The 18,752-nt window shown below is 35.2% G+C and carries 13 protein-coding genes; 6 read left to right on the top strand and 7 right to left on the bottom strand.

The window, feature by feature from the left end; genetic code table 11:
* Nucleotides 1–59: 59 nt before the first annotated feature.
* From CSC80_RS00265 to CSC80_RS00245, 5 genes are all read left to right on the top strand, one after another.
* On the top strand, nucleotides 60–899 hold the full coding sequence (locus tag CSC80_RS00265; RefSeq protein ID WP_143751704.1) for a hypothetical protein: 840 nt from the start codon (nucleotides 60–62) through the stop codon (nucleotides 897–899).
* 253 nt (nucleotides 900–1,152) lie between these two features.
* The gene (locus CSC80_RS00260) at nucleotides 1,153–2,382 is read left to right on the top strand and encodes a glycosyltransferase (protein ID WP_099188955.1); all 1,230 of its coding nucleotides are present in this window, start codon (nucleotides 1,153–1,155) and stop codon (nucleotides 2,380–2,382) included.
* Between the two features lie 261 nt (nucleotides 2,383–2,643).
* Nucleotides 2,644–3,783: a response regulator gene (locus CSC80_RS00255; RefSeq protein WP_058103430.1), complete on the top strand. Its 1,140-nt coding sequence runs from the start codon at nucleotides 2,644–2,646 to the stop codon at nucleotides 3,781–3,783.
* A gap of 39 nt (nucleotides 3,784–3,822) precedes the next feature.
* Nucleotides 3,823–5,079 carry an oligosaccharide flippase family protein gene (locus CSC80_RS00250; protein ID WP_099188952.1) on the top strand — a complete coding sequence of 419 codons (1,257 nt, stop codon included), beginning with the start codon at nucleotides 3,823–3,825 and terminating at the stop codon, nucleotides 5,077–5,079.
* A 60-nt stretch (nucleotides 5,080–5,139) separates the two neighbouring features.
* The gene (locus tag CSC80_RS00245) at nucleotides 5,140–6,369 is read left to right on the top strand and encodes a glycosyltransferase (RefSeq protein ID WP_058103428.1); all 1,230 of its coding nucleotides are present in this window, start codon (nucleotides 5,140–5,142) and stop codon (nucleotides 6,367–6,369) included.
* Nucleotides 6,370–6,466: 97 nt separating this feature from the next.
* Here the strand turns inward: CSC80_RS00245 and CSC80_RS00240 are convergent, their stop codons facing one another.
* Genes CSC80_RS00240 through CSC80_RS00230 form a run of 3 tightly spaced genes read right to left on the bottom strand, consistent with a single transcriptional unit; the run spans nucleotide 6,467 to nucleotide 12,336 of the window.
* A complete protein-coding gene (locus CSC80_RS00240) occupies nucleotides 6,467–8,017 on the bottom strand; it encodes a cellulase family glycosylhydrolase (protein WP_099188950.1) in 1,551 nt (516 codons plus the stop codon).
* A complete protein-coding gene (locus CSC80_RS00235; RefSeq protein ID WP_099188948.1) occupies nucleotides 7,998–9,245 on the bottom strand; it encodes a hypothetical protein in 1,248 nt (415 codons plus the stop codon). Before CSC80_RS00235 ends, CSC80_RS00240 begins: the two co-directional genes overlap by 20 nt.
* A gap of 1 nt (nucleotide 9,246) precedes the next feature.
* On the bottom strand, nucleotides 9,247–12,336 hold the full coding sequence (locus CSC80_RS00230) for a hypothetical protein (protein WP_099188946.1): 3,090 nt from the start codon (nucleotides 12,334–12,336) through the stop codon (nucleotides 9,247–9,249).
* Nucleotides 12,337–12,623: 287 nt separating this feature from the next.
* Here CSC80_RS00230 and CSC80_RS00225 point away from each other — a divergent pair, with 287 nt between their 5' ends.
* Nucleotides 12,624–14,795, top strand: a complete 2,172-nt coding sequence (locus CSC80_RS00225) for an FUSC family membrane protein (protein ID WP_236973288.1) — start codon at nucleotides 12,624–12,626, stop codon at nucleotides 14,793–14,795.
* Nucleotides 14,796–14,817: 22 nt separating this feature from the next.
* Here CSC80_RS00225 and CSC80_RS00220 read toward each other — a convergent pair whose 3' ends face one another.
* From CSC80_RS00220 to CSC80_RS00205, 4 genes are all read right to left on the bottom strand, one after another.
* Entirely contained in the window at nucleotides 14,818–15,453 is a 636-nt protein-coding gene (locus CSC80_RS00220) for a chloramphenicol acetyltransferase (RefSeq protein ID WP_099188942.1), read from the bottom strand.
* A 65-nt stretch (nucleotides 15,454–15,518) separates the two neighbouring features.
* Nucleotides 15,519–16,547 (bottom strand): hypothetical protein, encoded by a 1,029-nt coding sequence (locus CSC80_RS00215; protein WP_180268560.1) that lies wholly within the window; start codon nucleotides 16,545–16,547, stop codon nucleotides 15,519–15,521.
* A 122-nt stretch (nucleotides 16,548–16,669) separates the two neighbouring features.
* Nucleotides 16,670–17,521 (bottom strand): hypothetical protein, encoded by an 852-nt coding sequence (locus CSC80_RS00210; protein ID WP_099188940.1) that lies wholly within the window; start codon nucleotides 17,519–17,521, stop codon nucleotides 16,670–16,672.
* A 121-nt stretch (nucleotides 17,522–17,642) separates the two neighbouring features.
* Nucleotides 17,643–18,740 (bottom strand): hypothetical protein, encoded by a 1,098-nt coding sequence (locus CSC80_RS00205; protein ID WP_099188938.1) that lies wholly within the window; start codon nucleotides 18,738–18,740, stop codon nucleotides 17,643–17,645.
* Nucleotides 18,741–18,752 lie beyond the last annotated feature (12 nt).

Here is an 18,752-nt window from a genome sequence, read left to right as displayed (position 1 = left end):
AGTTGTTCAGAAATTTGATGTCAAATGAAATTATTTACACAGACACTAAAATGATAATAATGGGAACAAATAAAGTAGTACTTACAGAATTATCTCCAGAACAATTATTAATGACGAGCGTATCTGTCTTTGTCATTGGGGGTAATTATATTGCCAATCAATTTTTAAGTAGGTTTTTAACAGGTACGGCATATGGTATGCCCTTTCTGCTCATAAGCTTAGTACTGATGTTGGTTTTGTTTGGCTTTTCGTATCACCAAATAATATCAAAAGATTCAACTATTGGTGTCAATAACGCTATAGCATTTAATAGATTTAAAAACTTTATAGTGTTGATAGCATGTTATGAGCTCGTACATGTTACAATCAGTTATATACATTTATTTTTAGTTAAGCACTACTTAGGTGTTATAGAAGCAAAGGTGTATGCATCAATGGCTTTGATCGGACATTTTGTTTATTTCGTTTTTTGGGTAGTCGCGGTAATTTTGATTTCCAATGTAACCGATAACGATAGAAAGTTTAAGGTTACCATTTCAAAAGCCTTAAAATATTCTTTGTATGCTGTAATGGTCAGTTCCATTATTGCAATGGTATGCGTTTCATTTTCAGAAACTCTTTTAAATATTGTTGACTTTTTACCATTGTTATTTCAATATGTTTTGGCTACACTATTGTTTGCTATCTCTAGTGTGCTTACCTATTACTATTTATCATTTGGTAAGTATCTTCCGGTAATAATATCGGGTGTGGTAGGTCTTTCACAGATTATATTATTGGCATTTTTTCATAACAGCTTGGTAGTTATAATTCAAGTTTATGTTATAGCCATGGTAGCGCTTCTTGTTGCGCAACTTCTTTATGTAAGCCATAATCTAATACTAAAAAAGGTTAGTTGAAATTTAGCTTTTAGAAGTGGGCAAATAGCTCTTAAGTTCCTGCTTATATGGCTCAGTTAGTTTGTTATAGTGATTGCAGATTGTTTTTAACGGGTTGATTTTGTGTTGTTTGTGTTCTGGGTTTTTGCTTAACCTATAATAGCTCCCGTTCGACTACAGTAAAGCTTCATCCACCTAAAATCCATCTTTAAAGCTTTGCATTTGCCGGATATTTGTATCAGAAATAACCCAATAGATTTTAAAACTTAACCTTATGAAACTTGCTATTGTAACCGCATACCCCCCTAGTAAAGTAACCTTGACCGAGTATGGATATCACTTGGTAAAACACTTTAGATTACAAAAAGAGGTCACAGAAATTATTCTGATTACCGATAAGACCAAAGGTGAAAAAGATTTGAATTTTGAAGAAAAAGGATGTAAAGTCACAGTTAAAGAATGCTGGAATTTTAATGACTACACCAATGTATTTAAGGTTAATAAAGTCATTGCTTCTACCAAACCGGATGCTGTACTTTTTAACCTCCAATTTTTAAAGTTCGGAGATAAAAAAATACCGGCAGCGTTAGGCTTAATGTTACCGTTATTGTGTAAGATGAAAGGTATACCTACCATATCATTAATGCATAATATTATAGAGCAGGTAGATTTAAATAATGTAGGTATTACTTCAAATAAATTTTTTCAAAAAATTTATAGCGGTATATGTAATCTATTAACAAAACTGGTGCTGACTTCAGATGTTGTTGCAGTAACTATGGGTAAATATCAAACTATTCTAGAAAACAAATATCAATCTAGAAACGTGGCCTTAATTCCTCACGGCTCTTTTGAAACGCCAGAAGAGCCAGATTTTACTTTACCTGCAGGACCAAAAAAGATATTGGCTTTTGGAAAATTTGGTACATATAAAAAGGTGGAAATAATGATCGATGCCATAGAGTTGATCAGAAGGCGTACTAATCAAAATTTGGAGATTGTCATAGCTGGTACAGATAGCCCAAACACTCCTGGGTATTTAGAAAGCGTTAAAAAGAAGTATGCACATGTAGATCAATTATGCTTTACCGGTTATGTAGAAGAAGACAATGTGCCTACAATATTTGAAGAAAGTGCAGTTGTGGTATTTCCATATACTTCTACCATAGGTAGCTCCGGTGTACTACATCAGGCAGGTAGTTATGGTAAAGCTGTTGTTTTACCTGAGCTTGGAGATTTAAGTACGTTGATTAAAGAAGAAGGGTATAAGGGTGAATTTTTTAATTCAAATAGTGTATCATCATTGGCAGATGCCATAGAAAATATATTGGCTCATGATTCTTACCGCGAGTATTTGGCCAAAGCTAATTACAGAGCGGCAAGCGCTATACCCATGTCAAAAGTGGTGAAAATGTATATAGAATATTTTAAGGTAATACAAGTGGCCAAATCTAAAGGTTTCACCTTAGATGTTCCACTGGTAGAAAAAAATTTAGTGTTTTAAACTTTTTGGTTAGGTTAAGTGCAAAGAGGAGTAGTGTGGTTAGCTACTCCTTTTTATAAAAAGTGGCTAAAATGGTTGAAATAAAATAATCAAGATAATTTAGATTCTTACTTAAATGACTATTAAGTAAAATACTGCTACTGCTTAAAACCAGAGGTTTAGCTGGTATATGATTTTTTTTAAATACTAAAATTTTCTTAAATACTTACAATTTTTTAAAAATACTGCGTTATATGTAGGTTAAATCTTACTTTTTAAATCATGAAAATACTAACCATAGATGATCAACAGTTGATACTCTTATCTGTTGAAAAAAGACTAACTGAACTTGGCTATGATGTGATGACTGCTGATTCTGGCCAGAAGGGAATTGAGTTGTATGACTCTTTTCAACCAGATTTGGTCCTTGTTGATATAAACATGCCAGATATTTCTGGTTTAGAAGTTGTGAAACATATTAAAGGGGGCGAAAGAAATGCTACGCCTGTTTTAGTAATGTCGGGCAACACGGAAGAAGCTATTATTATGGATGGCTTTACGCTGGGCATAGATGATTATATGAAAAAGCCAGTGAGCTTATCAGAAATGTCTGCACGTATTAAAAGACTAATTGGAGCACCGGTTGTTGAACTAAAAACTGAAATTTCTACTGGCGGTAGAATGCTCCAAAAAAACTGTGTTGGTGTTGTTATTCCTTGTTATAATGAAGAAGAACGTCTTTCTGGCACCGAGTTTAAAGATTTTGCACATAGCAACCTTGGCTATCACCTTTGTTTTGTTAATGACGGTAGTACGGATAATACCTTAAAAGTTTTAGAGGAACTCAGAAAAGGGAACGAGAGTAATATCAGTATCTACGATTGTGAGAAAAATGGCGGTAAGGCAGAAGCGGTACGTTTGGGAATGCTTCATATGGCCAAAGATCCGCAATTAGATTATATAGGCTTTTTAGATGCCGACCTATCTACAGATTTTAGGGATTTTGATGATTTGGTGGAAACCCTGGATAAATCCAATTTCAAAATAGTTAGTGGTTCTAGAATGAGCAGAATGGGTGCAGATATTACTAAGGAATCTGCACGTAAGGTTATTAGTATGACCATCAACCTTATTATCAGAACTATTTTAAGAATGCCCTTTAACGATACCCAATGTGGGGCTAAAGTTATGGATCGCTCTGTAGTGCCATTACTTTTTAATAAACCGTTTATTACCAAATGGTTGTTTGATGTTGAAATGTTCATACGTATGCGTAAGCATTACGGTAAGGTAGAGGCTAAAAAACTTATTTGTGAGCAGCCGTTAAAACGTTGGATCCATGCAGATGGTTCTAAACTTTCTATGAAAGATTCCGTAAAAATTGTTGGCCAATTGGCAAAAATAGCTATCGTTTACAGATAATACCTATATCACAAAACCCTCTTAAACCACCCTATCATTATGTCAACAATAAAGTTAGCACTTAAGCGAATTTCCCCTAAACAATTGTTTATGGTTAGCGCTTTGCTGGTAAATGGCGGTAATTACCTTTATAATTTGCTATTAGGTAGGTTATTAGGTCCAGAAGCTTTTGCCGATGCGGCTTTATTGGTGACATTACTCTTGGTTTTGTCTTTTGTAGGTATGACCTTCCAATTGGCTACCACCAAATTTGCAGTTCTATTTACCGATCAAACGTGGATTGCCTTTAAGAATACCATGTATAGATATGCACTTGTTTTTGGGGTGTTTACCGGTATTCTAGTACTAATTTTCTCAAAACATCTGCAAGCATTGTTCAATACGCAGAACCATTATATGTTCATGATTTTTGCCGTTGCCATACCCTTATACTTTGTTATGAGCGTAAACAGGGGTAGATTTCAAGGTGGTCATGATTTTGGAAAATTGGCGGGTACATATCAAACAGAAATGTGGAGCAGGTTATTACTAACGTTCGCCTTACTATTATTGGTACCCTTGGAACCTGGAATTTTAATTGCAGTTGGTATTTCCCTTTCTTTTGTGTTTGGACTTTTTCCTTCAGATTTTAAAGGAGTTAAGGTTTTCTCAAAAGATAGATTACCTGCAGTGGATTTAAAACAAGTATGGATTTTTATTGGTTTGACCGCTGGTTATGAACTTACTCAAATCATTATTAACAATAGCGACATCTTATTGGTGAAGCATTATTTTGATGATAAACAAGCAGGTCTATATTCATCACTGGCCTTAATTGGTAGGGTAGTATACTTTGTTGCTTGGATGTTTGTAATGCTGTTAATGCCTACGGTAATTCAAAAACAAAAAGATGGTGAACCAACGGCACCCGTACTTTTTAAATATGTATTTTTTATTGGAACATTATCTGCATTCATTGTGGCGGTATGTTATTTGCTGCCCAATTTGATCATCACTTTAATGTTTGGAGATGCCTATTTAAGTATTGCTCCGCTACTTTGGAAATATGCGTTGGCAACTTCGTTGTTTGCCGTCTCCAATATTTTTGCTTATTACTTTTTATCACTTAACCAATACTCGCCGGTAATTTTATCGGGCTTATTGGGCTTTTCACAAGTAGCATTGATCATGCTTTACCATGGTGGACTTGAAACTGTGGTACATATGCAGATAATAGCAATGGTCATATTATTGGTTGCGCAACTATTATTTTTCATCATTAAGAACAAAACTGAAACAAAAATTATAGCGAAATAAAACAGGGTTTTCATATACCTCATATCACTTTATATAACCTAGTCTATTAAATTAACCACAATGAAATTAGCAATTGTAACCGCATATCCGCCCAGTAAAGTAACCTTAACAGAATATGGTTATTATTTAGTGAAACACTTTAGGCTTCAAAAAGAAGTAACCGAGTTGATACTGATTACCGATCGTACAAATGAACCAAAAGACTTGAATTTTGAAGGTGATGGTTGTAAGATTACGGTTAAAGAATGTTGGAGTTTTAATAACTACAACAACATATTTCGCATTAGTAAGACCATATCACAAACAAAGCCAGATGCCGTTCTTTTTAATCTGCAATTTTTAAAGTTCGGGGATAAAAAAATACCTGCTGCACTAGGGTTAATGCTACCCTTCATTTGTAAATCTAAAGGAATACCTACCATATCATTGTTACACAATATTCTTGAGCAAGTAGATTTGGAAAATGCAGGTTTTACTAAAAATAAATTATTACAAAGTATATACAACTTTATTGGCACTACGTTGACCAAATTTGTATTGGCTTCAGATATTCTTGCGGTAACCATAAGTAAATATGTAACAACCTTAGAGCAAAAATACAAGGTTAAGAATGTGGCCTTAATTCCACATGGTGCTTTTGAAACTCCGCCAGAGCCAGATTTTAAACTTCCTGAAGGACCAAAACAGGTTATGGCTTTTGGTAAGTTTGGAACATATAAAAAAGTAGAGATTCTTATAGAGGCCGTTGAAGAAATCCGCGCTAGAAGCAATGCCGATATTGAAATTGTAATTGCAGGAACCGATAGTCCTAATACACCAGGTTATCTTGATGAAATGAAACAGAAATATAGCCATGTGCCGCAGATCAGGTTTACTGGTTATGTAGCGGAAGAAGACGTGCCTAAAATATTTGGGGAAAGTGCGGTTACCGTTTTTCCTTACACATCTACTACAGGGAGTTCAGGTGTTCTACACCAGGCTGGTAGTTATGGTAATGCCGTTGCTTTACCAGATTTAGGAGATTTAAGTGTTTTGGTAAAAGAAGAAGGTTATGTAGGCGAGTTTTTTGATGCGCACGATACATCATCTTTAGCCAATGCAATTGAAAAGATCATTACCGATGATAGTTATAGAATTCAATTGGCAAAACAAAATTATAGAGCGGCATGCTCATTACCGATGTCCGATATTACACAAATGTATGTAGATTACTTTAAGGCGATACAGAAGTCTAAGGAAACCGGATTTAATATTGATATTTCGACTATGGAGAAGAAATTGGTTCATTAGAATCGATATGGTTAGTGTTATAAGGGCTGACTAGTCACCAGCCCTTTTTTTATGTTTTCATTTACCTGAAAATGATTGTGTAGAATGAAATAGAAAATCACTCCTTTTTAATCTGTTCCACCAATTCAAAATACGAAGGTTTTTTATTGCCCAATGTATCTAAACAGCCAAAATAGTGCTGTTTTTTTGTTTTCCAGGGAAAGCTTCCTGCCACGGCACTTGGTACTTTTTCAAAATCATATAATGTCCAAAACATATATGGGACTTCGTTTTCTTTCAATATCTGTTGCATTTGACTATAGTATTCTTTTTGCCCTTCTTGGTCTGCACCTCTATAAAAATTCCACGCACCTTTGTATGATGATATCCCATACTCTTGAAGTAATTTAGGTTTGTTGGGCACAGCTGAATTCAAGGTGTCATAAGCTGTTTTGAAATCTTCGATATCCTTATAATAATGAAAGGATACAAAATCTACTTTATCGGCAAGTTCTATACCGGCTTCTGGGGTAGACCAACCTATAGTGACCGGATGTTTTTTGTCCCATTTTTTGATATTTGCGATCATTTGCTCTAACCAGTTTAGAACCCGTAAACGTCCGCGGGATTCAAAATCCAGGTCTGGTTCGTTTTTAATATCCCAACCTAATACTGCAGGGTGGTCTTTAACGGCATTGACTATTTGCTGGGCGTGCCTGTGTGTTAAAGTCCAGTTAGAAACATCATAATCCCCATAGAAATCGAATAAAGTGATTAGAACGTCTAAATTGTAGGCTTCGGCGCTGTCCAAAAGTGTCTTTAACAGCTGCAGTTTTTTATGATCAACTTTATTTTTGCCAAAGTCTTCATACTGTATGAATATACGAATGGTGTTGAGCCCCATATCTTGAATGATCTTAAAATCTTGCTCTATAATTGTATCATTGAACTTCTTGCCAAACGTATCCCAGGGCGAATCTTTAGGGTAGTAGTTGATTCCTTTGATCTGGTTGATTTTCTTTAATTGGTCATCAATGTTTCTTGGCTCAGTAGGTATTGTATCAACCGGTGAGGGAATTTCCTTTAAATGTCTTATCCGCCAAAAACCATCCTCCAAAAGCATCATTACTTGATAGCTGGTGGTATCTCTTTCGGTCAACAATAAAGTTTCTCCTTCATAGATTTCTTGGTATTCTTCAACGTTAAAGTCTTTAAAAACGACCATGGTACCATCTGCCGTATAAAAGTCTAAAGCAGAGTTGTGGTTTAGGGTAGTGCGTTTGTACCAATGATTGTTTTTTTTGTTGAGGTCTATATTATCATAAAGCCTTACCCTTGCGCTATCGGTATAAAAATCCTCTATTCCATATCGGTCATTTTTCTTATAGGCTATGTTTCTCACGTGCCATGCGTTCATATAGTCATTGGTGATTTCTGCCAGAGCTTGTTTTTCCATAGGTCTACCGGGATTGTCTAAACTGACCCAATCAAGACTTGGTTTGTAGACATCCTCCATGGGAACTTCTAAATGTAACATGGAAGTCTTATCTGCACCCGTATTCATAAATGCCCATGCAGCGCCAATACCATAAAGAACTAGTCCGTTGATAGCTAAAAAAGTAATTATGAGTACTGTTCTGTACAATGTTTTATTCAACTGTATCGCCATCTATATTTTTTATAAATTCTTTGGTTATACCTGCAGCGTTAATTTTAAGTTTGTATTTACCTTCCGCTAAAAAATATTCACCAAGAAAAATGTTACATACACCATTTTTGGTAGTGGTTTTTTTAGAGGAAATAAAAACATCATCCATATCATAGATGTCTAATTGCACTAGCAAACCATCTGGTATTAACTGCTTCATAAAACTTTCAAATGGTCCAATATCTATATTTCTATTTCCTTTTGAAAAGTGAACAGGATAGTCTTTAATGGCAGCGTTAAAGGTAAAGCTGGTGGTGTTACTTTCTGCTGCTCCGGTTACAAATGCTTGTATTTCCCACTCGGCCGCTTTATCCGGGTGTAATGTTTTTGCTTCTGCAATTCCGTTTATGGTTGTGCCTATAGTATACAGGTAGGCATCTTGATCTGTTTTTATTACAAAGGTTACCAATGTACCATTGGTTACTATGTTGCCATATTCGTCTTTAATAATGTCTGATGTAAAAGTGATGATCTGGTTTCCATCTGCATAATTATGCGCGCTAGCACTGCTAATGGAAAAATTTGTTGCATTATTTGGGTAAACTATTGTGGCAAGTTCTTTAGAGGTTGTACCGTTACACTCGGCCGTAACTAATATTCTGCCTGATTTTAAAGTTGACCTAACATTATAAAATGCGAAAAAACTCTCAGTTTCAATTTCAACCGCATCGATATTATCCTGAAACTGGTATTTTACGGTGACCTTAGTGCCATCGTCTAATGGGTTGTCAAAAGCGTCTGTAGGGGCAATGGTCAACATAGAGTAATCATTGTAGCCAGCCGTAACACTGCGAGGACCAAAATACGATTCTATATAAGTGGCTTTTGGGGCGTTCGTGGCAATATCAAATTTTCCCTGTTTTATCATATGTCCGTCCATTAGAAGTTTCCATCTACACGGACCGGCAATTCTGGTATAGTTTTTAGGAATATGGAATACCATGTTTTCTTTTTCGGATATCTCAGGGGACAAAAGCACACTACCAAAGGCATTTTTAATGTGTAGTTTAATATTTTTTGTGTCAATATCCGTTTTGAATACTAATGAAATAGCATCACCCGCAACGCTATGAGTAACATTAGAAACTATTTCAACGGTAGGTTGTGAGAATGCAGTAAGGTATTCTTCTTTTTTACCTGAACAACCAAGTAATATAAGTGCTAATATGTATAAGGCTGTACTGCGCATACTATTTTGGATTACCTATATAACTGTTAATCTCAAATTTCACATAGTCATAACCTTTGCCATTAAAAGGTTGGCTCTGCTGTTTGCCATGAATCAATTTTCTGTCCGGAAAAATTTTATCTGCAATAGCTTTATTGGGCAACCCATTGACAAAACAATTTTCCAAACTGCTACTTATAACTTCTAAACTATCTAATGCCAAGGGTTTGTAATTAAAGAATTGTTTACGTTGAATACGTACCCCTTCTGTTATAAATTTATGATCTACCCAAAGTAACTCGCTATTTTCATCATAATAAGAAATGATCAATTGTGGTATGGTAACTTCTTGTACACCGGAGTTGAACAAAACACCCTCAAAACCCTGATCCGTATATTTTAGATCTTGTAATGCAACGTGTTTATATAAATCGGTATTTGCGGTATTACCAGCAGACTGTAAATTAAACTTGGTCGGTTGTTCTTCAAAACTGACCGGCGTAAATTGGTCTGGATCAAAAGTAGGGGGTAAGGTGTCTTTTGTAGACGACCATGCTATACCCTCAAAGTTTATTTTAAAGGTAGTAGTTTCTTTGGGCATTAGCTTATGCTTAATTTGATGTTTGGCGTTATAATTAGCCAGTTCTTTATCATTATCATTGTATAATGTTGCTTTTATTACTACATCTGCGGGTGTATTATCTACATTTTGTAGCTCTCCAATTACACTGTATTGCCCCTTGTATTTTACCAATTTGGCAGATAAAATTTCTAATACGGGTTGTTTTAGAACATCTTCATGGTAGGTTTCTTGTGTGGTAATCTTTCGTCTACCATGGTTGTAATAGGTTGTGCCGTTAGCTGTAAATAATTGGTCTGGCGGAATATCATTATCCACCTTAACAGATTTAATGTACCATTTGTTCTTACGTTTTACCAATTCATGATAATCATTATTGAAAACATTTTCCAAAGGGGTAATCCATCTTGTAGCTACTTTGGCCTTTGCACTATTTTCTGTCTCATCGTAAATTTCAATGCCTAAGGAATCCAGTTTTGCATAAGAACTTAGTATACCATCGGTAACTGAAACTTCTAGCATATACTGGGCTATATCAATATGGTCTTCTGGGTCAATATAAGAGTGTGCCGTAGAGAATTCTTTAAAGTCCAATGCATCATAATAGGATTCTACTACGTTAGTGGGTGACAACTGAGCAACATTTTTCACGTAGAATATATACATACCATATCCTAAGCAGATAAGTATCAGCAATGCCCACCAATGAGAAAAGGTTAATAATTTAGGAGGAAATCTGTTGTACGGCAATTCTAATTTCATGAAAGAATGTACCGGTGTCTTTCTGGATTTTAAAAGTCTAACCCATATCATTTGGATATTTACAAATATAGCAATGAGCACGGTGGTTAACGGTATTACGCCCCACATGATCTTCATAATGGTAGGTACATCTTGTTTGGGCATAATTTGGGGTATGGGTGCAACATTAAGTTTTTCCCAAACCATGATTCCATTTTCTAATTGTTGTAAGCGCTGCCAACCGCAATAATAGAGTATGGGGTCATAGAACTTATCATTGGAGAATATATACTTTAAGTTGTATTTCTCGGGTACGGTCAAAAACTGTTGTAAAGAACCTATACCTTCTACACCTCTAAATTTAGAGTTCTCAATTCTTTCAATGGCCCTTGTAGTCAATTCGGGCAATCGCCTTGCGGAATGGTAGTTGCCATCTACCGTCATGGCTCCGCTCTGGGCAGATAACCATGCCATTTGATCACCAAAGCCCAGTGGTAGATATCGCCATGAGTCATGCGAATCTGCACCCAAAAAGTTGACAATGGGCAACATTTTAATTTTAGCGGGTTGCGAAGGTCTAAAATACCCCAAGGTCATGGTAAAGAGCACCATGAATAGCATTCCGCCTGCAATGAGACCACCTAAGACCCTATGGTATACACCACCAAATTTAGATTGTATAAGTACCTTAAGGTCACCTTCTACCATACGGTAGGCAAATTCTGCAAATATGGGCAATGCCATAATAGTAGCCCATAATGTAAATCTATCTAGGGTAAGAATATTAAATGCAGTTTCACCTAACATCATTAACGGAATAGGCGTAGTACCGCCGGTTCCCAGAATAGTCAAAAGGGCAAATGACAATCCGAAGAATACATATCTTTTACTAAAATATCTGTAAAAGAAATAAGGGAGTATAAATAGAAATACACCCCAAGGAATAATAAAAAATACCAGTCCAGATGAGGTTACCTCTAAGAAATTATCCCTAGATCCATGTGGTATGGCAACTTGGGTAATGGGGTTTCTTTTAGAGTTGTACCAATAAGGGAAAATACAGAAAACCAGTAAAAAAATTGCGGTACCGCCAAACTTGGCTATACGCCAAAAATGCTGTAAAGTGGTTCCCCAAAAAACTTTAAAGGTAAGCGCTTTATAAGAGTTTACTTTTTCTCTTGCAGCATCCATAACAGCCATACCCATTAATGGAGCTATAAAGAATACCATGCCGAACAAAGGGGTAACATGATGTGAGGTTACCGTAACCGCAAGCATGGTGGCCGAGGTTATAAAATATCTTGTTTTACCCGTTTTTATCCAAAGGTAAATTTCGGTCATTGCATGTAATAATATCGACAATGCAGAAACGCTTGGAAGTTGCCCAAAAATGTGCAAAGTTTCTACAAATGTTGATGAAAATACGGCCATTACGGCACCGTAGCCGGCAATTCTTCTGCTCCCTGTCATAAGAAGGGTATACCTATAGGCACCGGTAATAAAGAGCACAATGGCTATGAGTGCCACAGCATACATGCCAAATTTGAGTCCGCCAATGTATGAGAGAATTCCAATTAATTGATGAACTAACGGTGGGTAAGATTGTACTGTAAAACCGGTATACCACCTATACTCCCAAGGATCAAACCAGCTATTGGCATAATGGTCAGCAAAAAATAGGTGGATCAATGCATCGTAGGTAGACTCTAGAGTAAAAAAAATGGCAGAACCATGAAAAGCTAGCCCTACGATTAAAGCTAATATTAAGAGGGTGTTGGTTTTTTTCTCCAAAGTTTATATAAGCATCAAAGTCAATTAAAAGTACTAAATATAGCAGATGAAGATTACATTAGAAAGCGATAATTCAAAATATTAGTAATATAATACTTACATGATTGTATAATGAGCTTAATCGTTGTGATGATATTTAATATGATTACCAATGTCCAAATGTGTATTTCTTAAAGGTGTTTTTGAAAGAAACTTCTTTTCATAGTCTATCTTTGTACTTGATTTAATAGGTGTTGAGCAAGATTCAAGTTTTTATTTTAGATACATTTAAAAAGCTATTCCAATTTTTGGGTAGCACTCATTTTACCAAGTCGGTATTGACTGTAATTGCCGTAATTACACCACTGGCCATAGGTATTTCTACGGGGTATTCAGAAATAGGTGTGGCTATTTGTTTTGGTGCTTTTTGGTGTAACCCAAGTGATGTTCATGGTAGTTTAAAACACAAGGTATATGGCATATTATTTTCTGCCGCTTTGGTAATGGTCGTTAGTTTTATAGGGGGTTATTTGCATTATTCTCCATGGTTGTCAGTGATAATCTTAGGTGTGGTCAGCTTTGCAATTTCCATGATTTCCGCCTACGGATTTAGGGCTTCTCTTATTAGTTTTTCCGGTCTTTTGGCATTGGTCATCAGTTTTGCGCATACACCAGACCAGTTAAAAATTTATGAATTCTCTTTATTGGTAGGTCTTGGAGGTATGTGGTATTTGGCCCTGTCCCTTTTATGGTATAAGATAAACCCAAAAGGGCAGACCGAGGAAGTTTTATATGAAACCATTGGGAATACCGGTAAGCTATTAAAAAAGAGAGGTAAATTAATAGGTAAAAAAGCCAATAGGAAAAAACTCAAAAAAAGTCTTTTTTTACTACAGAGCGAATTAACTGAACAGCACAACACGTTACGTGAAATACTTATTCTTTCACGTAAGAATTCTGGTATATCGGTATATAACGGAAAACGGGTTTTGGTTTTGGCTCAATTGATAGAAATGTTGGAAAATGCTGGTGCAAACCCTGTTAATTATCTAAAAATGGATGAGCAATTTCAAGGTTATCCTGAGTTTGCAAAACTGTTTCAACATATTATTTCAGAAATGGCGGAACAGTTACAGATGATTGCTGTTATTGGAAATAAGCCAACAAGAATTCCCAAGCACAATAAGCTGAAAACTCTGTTTAATGACTTGGATAACAAGATTCAAGAATTAGGGGACATAAAAGATGCACAGGCCTATGAAGCTTTTATCATGTTTCAGAATTTTCTGGAGTACCAAGAAAAACAGTTCGATAAAATTAAAAGAATCAAGTGGTTATTAAGTGATCATGATGTTGCGTCTGAAGAGTTTATAGATAAAGAAATATTAAAACACTTTTTAATTTCCCAAGATTATAGTCCGCGTATTTTGTTGCGTAACCTAAGCTTTAGATCTACCATTTTTAGGCATTCGTTGCGCATGGCAATTACCTTAATGATCGGTTTTGTTTTGGGTAACCTATTTTCTTTTCAGAATGCGTATTGGATCTTATTGACCATTATTTTAATAATGAGACCTAATTACGGTTTAACCAAAGCACGCTCCAAAGATAGAACTGTAGGAACAATCATTGGCGGACTCATAGCCACTGTCATTGTGTTTTTGGTACAAGATGTTTATGTATATGCGATTTTGGCGCTCATCTCTTTTGTAATAGCCTTATCTATGCTTCAAAAGAATTATAAGGCATCGGCAATATACGTAACACTCAGTATTGTTTTTATTTACGGTATTCTTCAACCGGACGTAATGACCGTAATACAATACCGTATTTTAGATACCCTTTTGGGGGCTGTGCTCTCGTACCTAGGTTTTTTGTTTTTATGGCCTAGTTGGAGTTTTCAAGAGATACGTAAAGATGTTGTCAAAAGTGTGGAGGCGAATAGGACATATCTCTCTGAGATTGCAAATTTTTATATTCATAAAGGCAATGTACCTACAAGTTATAGATTGGCACGCAAAAATGCATTTTTAGAGACTTCCAATCTTAGTTCTGCTTTTCAAAGAATGACGCAAGAACCGCATTCCAAGCAGAAGAACTTAAATGAAATTTATCAATTGGTAGAGCTAAACCATAATTTCTTATCCTCTTTGGCATCATGGAGTATTTATATACAGCACCATACAACTACAGAGGCTTCTGAACGTTTAAACAATATTATTACTAAGATCGATGAGAACTTAGAATCGGTATTGAAAATGTTATCTATTGATGCTGCGGATAAACAAGTTATAAATTTAGATGAGGTAATATCGTTTGAGAAACAACTGCCCAAATTTCAATCTGAAGAGGTGAATTTAAGTGCAGACGATTCACATAAATACAAAAGAAACCACCAAGAAGAACAACTGATTTGGGAACAGTTACGATGGTTGTATTCTTTAAGTGTCAATATGATGAAATTGACTTCAAGTTTATAAACAGTGTATTTAGAAAATAGGTTTAATAATAATTATCAAAATCCATAAGTTCCTGTAGTTTTTCAAAGAATTGACCAACATGTAGACCATCTGCCAAACCATGATGAACATGAACCGATACGGGCATTTTTTGCATGCCATCTATTGTAGTCATTTTACCAAAACTAATTTTTGGGCAGCTGTCCGGAAAATCATAATGCCTGGCATGGGAAAGTGATGTGAAATCTATCCAAGGTAATGATGAAAAATGAATTACATTTTCTCCCGATAAAGCTGGCATTAAACTTTTGGAGTTTTTTACTTCTTCAATTCTAGGTGCTGCCAGTTCGCAAAAAGTATTAAAATCTTCATGATAATCAACGTAGGAAAACCCAAAAGTTCCATTTGATCTGTTAATAGTGGGCGATGCATTTATTACATCGTATTCATAAACCTTATCTCCCTCAATACGGTATTTAAATGCCGTAATACTATTTGCGGCTTTTAATGACTTATGCAAATAATACATGAAAAAGGAGTATCCGTTTTCTTTTGATTTTTTGTAGGCAGTTGAACAATCTATTTTAGCGGTAATGCCATAGAACGGTTCACTGAATTTTGAAAAAAAATTAAAGTGTTCTTTTCTAGACCATTCATGGATATTAAGTTCTTTTCGCATAGTATAATTTTTGCTCAATGAGATATTGAACTGCAAGATATTGGTTATTTTAAGTACTAAAATGTTTATTCTATGGTGTGTCTAACAAGAACTTCATTATCTAAAATGACATTGGTAGTCCAAATAAATTGGGCATCCATATTGGGGTCATCAAATAGCGTGGTGAAATTAGTATACGAAGGTTTATTGTCCACACCAATGGTCTCATTTGTGTATGTTGATGCATCTTGCCAATCAGAGTCATCGAAATTGGTATGCATCCATCCTTCTGGTATTTGCCAATGTAAGGCGTAAAATTTGCTGCCGTCATTTCCGCCATTGGTATTACAGTTTTTAGAATATCTATATGCACCATCTTCAGAAGTACAATTTAAATCTATGATAGGAGCCGTATAAAATGTTTGTGCTTTCCAGTCTTTGTTCGTAATGGCAATTGTTTCTTCTTTTTTATTTTTAATGACAGCCACCATACCGCCATCACCTGCATGAAAGGATTTTCCCCTATTTTCTTCACAACCAATACCAAGGTGCTCTTCCCAATCTACCAATTTCATGGCAACGGTAAATGGTCTATGTACTTTAAATTTAATAACGCTTGAATTGAATTGCGTGAACGGAACTTTATCCTTGCCTACGGGTTTACCATTGACATACATTTCAAAATAATTGTCGGCAAAGATATATGCGGTAAAAACTTCCCCATCATTATCTATTTCAACAATATCCAAATCATTGTAATGAGACATAGCTTCTTGAGCAGTATTATAATTTTTTCCTTCGCACGCGTTGTATAGATCTACGGCAAACGGAAAATTTTCATTAGTGTAGTTGGTTTCTGCTGGCACGGTCCATTTTTTTCCATCTATAGAAGTAATTTCACCAACATCTGTTTTTCTACCACGATCACATTCGTAAATATCTTCTAGCAGGGTAGTGGCAATACCCTGGGTAATGCTTGCGGTGCCCGTATATGCTTTCGCCGCTAAAACGGTTGTGCTTTCATCGGTTTTGTTTTTTGGTTTATTTTCTCCACAACTATAAACTGATAATAAAACTAGAAAAGGTAAGATAATTTTAAAAAGATTAATATTCATTTTTAATGTGTTGGTTATTTTAGCTTGTTTAAAGTTATCGGTATTTTTAGAAATATAGATTGATATTTAAGATTACTATAGCATTTTTCTAGCAGAAAATTCATTGTTTTTTATGGCAGATTCTAATTTTCGAATTCTTCTGTTGTTTTATAATCAATGCTTTTACCCTTTAAATATTCCCATATTTCAATGGTGTTACCTGCGTTTTTTAACTCTATAAAATCAGGTTGCGAAAGGCAATAGGTGAGAAAGCCTTCAATATTGCTTACCGGGATCTTAAAATTTACACTCATGATCTGTTTTGAAAATTTATCAATGATTTCCTTTTCAAATTGCTTTTTTTCATCACGTTCCACCATTTCTTCCAAAGACTTGGTTCTACCAGAAACCCTGTTCATGATTTTATGGGTGTTGATCTTTACAGTTATACCTACGTAACTCAATATCTCGTTTAATTTTCCATATTCATCCATTGTTTGTAGACTAACATATTTTCCTCTATCAGCTTCTTGTAACAGCCTTTCGCTTTGGGTCATTTTGGTGACATCCGCATTTTGTAATCCTAAAGTGTATGATGTTATTGTGGGCTTTACGTCAAGTCTATCTATATCACGATCCAATTCGCCCGTTAAATTATAGGGTGTAACCGTAACTTCTTTAAGGTCTATTATATTTTCAATTAGGTGAATAGTTACAAAACTGCTATTTAGGTAAGATTCATTGATGATAATTTCTTTGGGAAGATATTGTACGGCAGAAATACGCAGTGAATCTTTTAATCTAACTTCAATGCTGAAAAGACCAAAAGTGTCGGTAATGGTTGATTGTTGGGTGTTTAAATTAACGATAAGTACATTAGATACATCGTTTTTGGCATTGGACACCGTTCCTTTTAAAATTACAGTGTTATCTTGTCCATATCCGTAGAAAGAAGTTAGAGAAATAGCAATTAAGATGAATATATATTTAGGCAATGGTCTGGTTTGCTATAAATATAAAACGACGTTATTTATTAAATGAAAATATTAAGTTAAATGTAACTTGTTATTATTTAGTGTTTTAGTTTGTTCTAAACAGACCTTTAAAATTACTTTTTTAAAGTTTATGCTTCCATTGTTGATAAAAGTCTTCAATTTTTAATTTATCATCTGCGGACAATTCTTGTGTCTTTAAAAAGTAATACACCCTACGGGAAATTAAAAAATCATCTGCTCTCAAAAGTGCTGTTAACTGAGCAATGGTATTGGGTGTAGTTAGATTTTTTTCTTTTAGTATGTTCAAGAATATATCAATTTCTTGATAGCTGAATTTGGCAATCAAAGGGTTTGTTGCATTGATAAAAGCAGTGTTTAATTTTTGTTCAGTTTGCAAAATATCGGTTAGGTATAAGACACGATTGGTAGAGTTAACAGCAGGTAATAATTGTTGGGCACCGTATTGATAAATATCGCCGGGAGCACTATTCCAATACCGCATACTGGTTCTCAATAGCTGAGGGTTTGTTTTAATGGCATTTATTATGGCGTTGACCGTTTTCTTAGAAAAATCTTTCTTTCTGATCAATTGTTCTATTGCAAATAGTTGATAATTATCTTTTTGTAAGAAAGACTGCAATTTGCTTTTTGAATATGAATTTCCGGTAATATCCCTAATGTGCTGCTTTACATCTCCGTGTGCCCAATGCCATAGGGAGTAGCAGGTCCAGACCGCTCCTTTTACATAAGTCGATTTTTCTAGTAAAATAGTCTCACCAGACATTGCATCTACGCCCTCACTGCCCACCGTACCTACAATTTCATCTTTATATACATTTTTTAGGGCAGAGTTTTCATTCTTTAATATTTCATGTAGTTTTTTATAATCGGCATTGGTAAAGCTTTTTCCTTCGGATTTTTCCAATGAAACGTCATCAGGTAACACAAGCTTGTTAAAATGTCCTAATTCATCCCAATAAATGCGAACCACATCTATCTTACATTGATTATCGCCACATACTACAGATTCTACATCCATGTAAAACTCATGAGGTAATGCCTTTTCATTAGTTATTTCCACCAATGTGCAGGCTACCGGTTCGGTTAAACTGATGCCTTTATGTATAACATGTAATGTATGCTTTATTTCATCTGTAGAAATAAAGCTGACCCATGGAAAAAGGCAAAAAGATAAGGCGAAATAGATGATGTGCTTCATATGTTATATCCA

This window comes from Maribacter sp. 6B07, assembly GCF_002700155.1.
GTDB classification, from domain to species: Bacteria; Bacteroidota; Bacteroidia; order Flavobacteriales; family Flavobacteriaceae; genus Maribacter; species Maribacter dokdonensis.
This window is presented reverse-complemented; position numbering and strand designations above follow the sequence as displayed.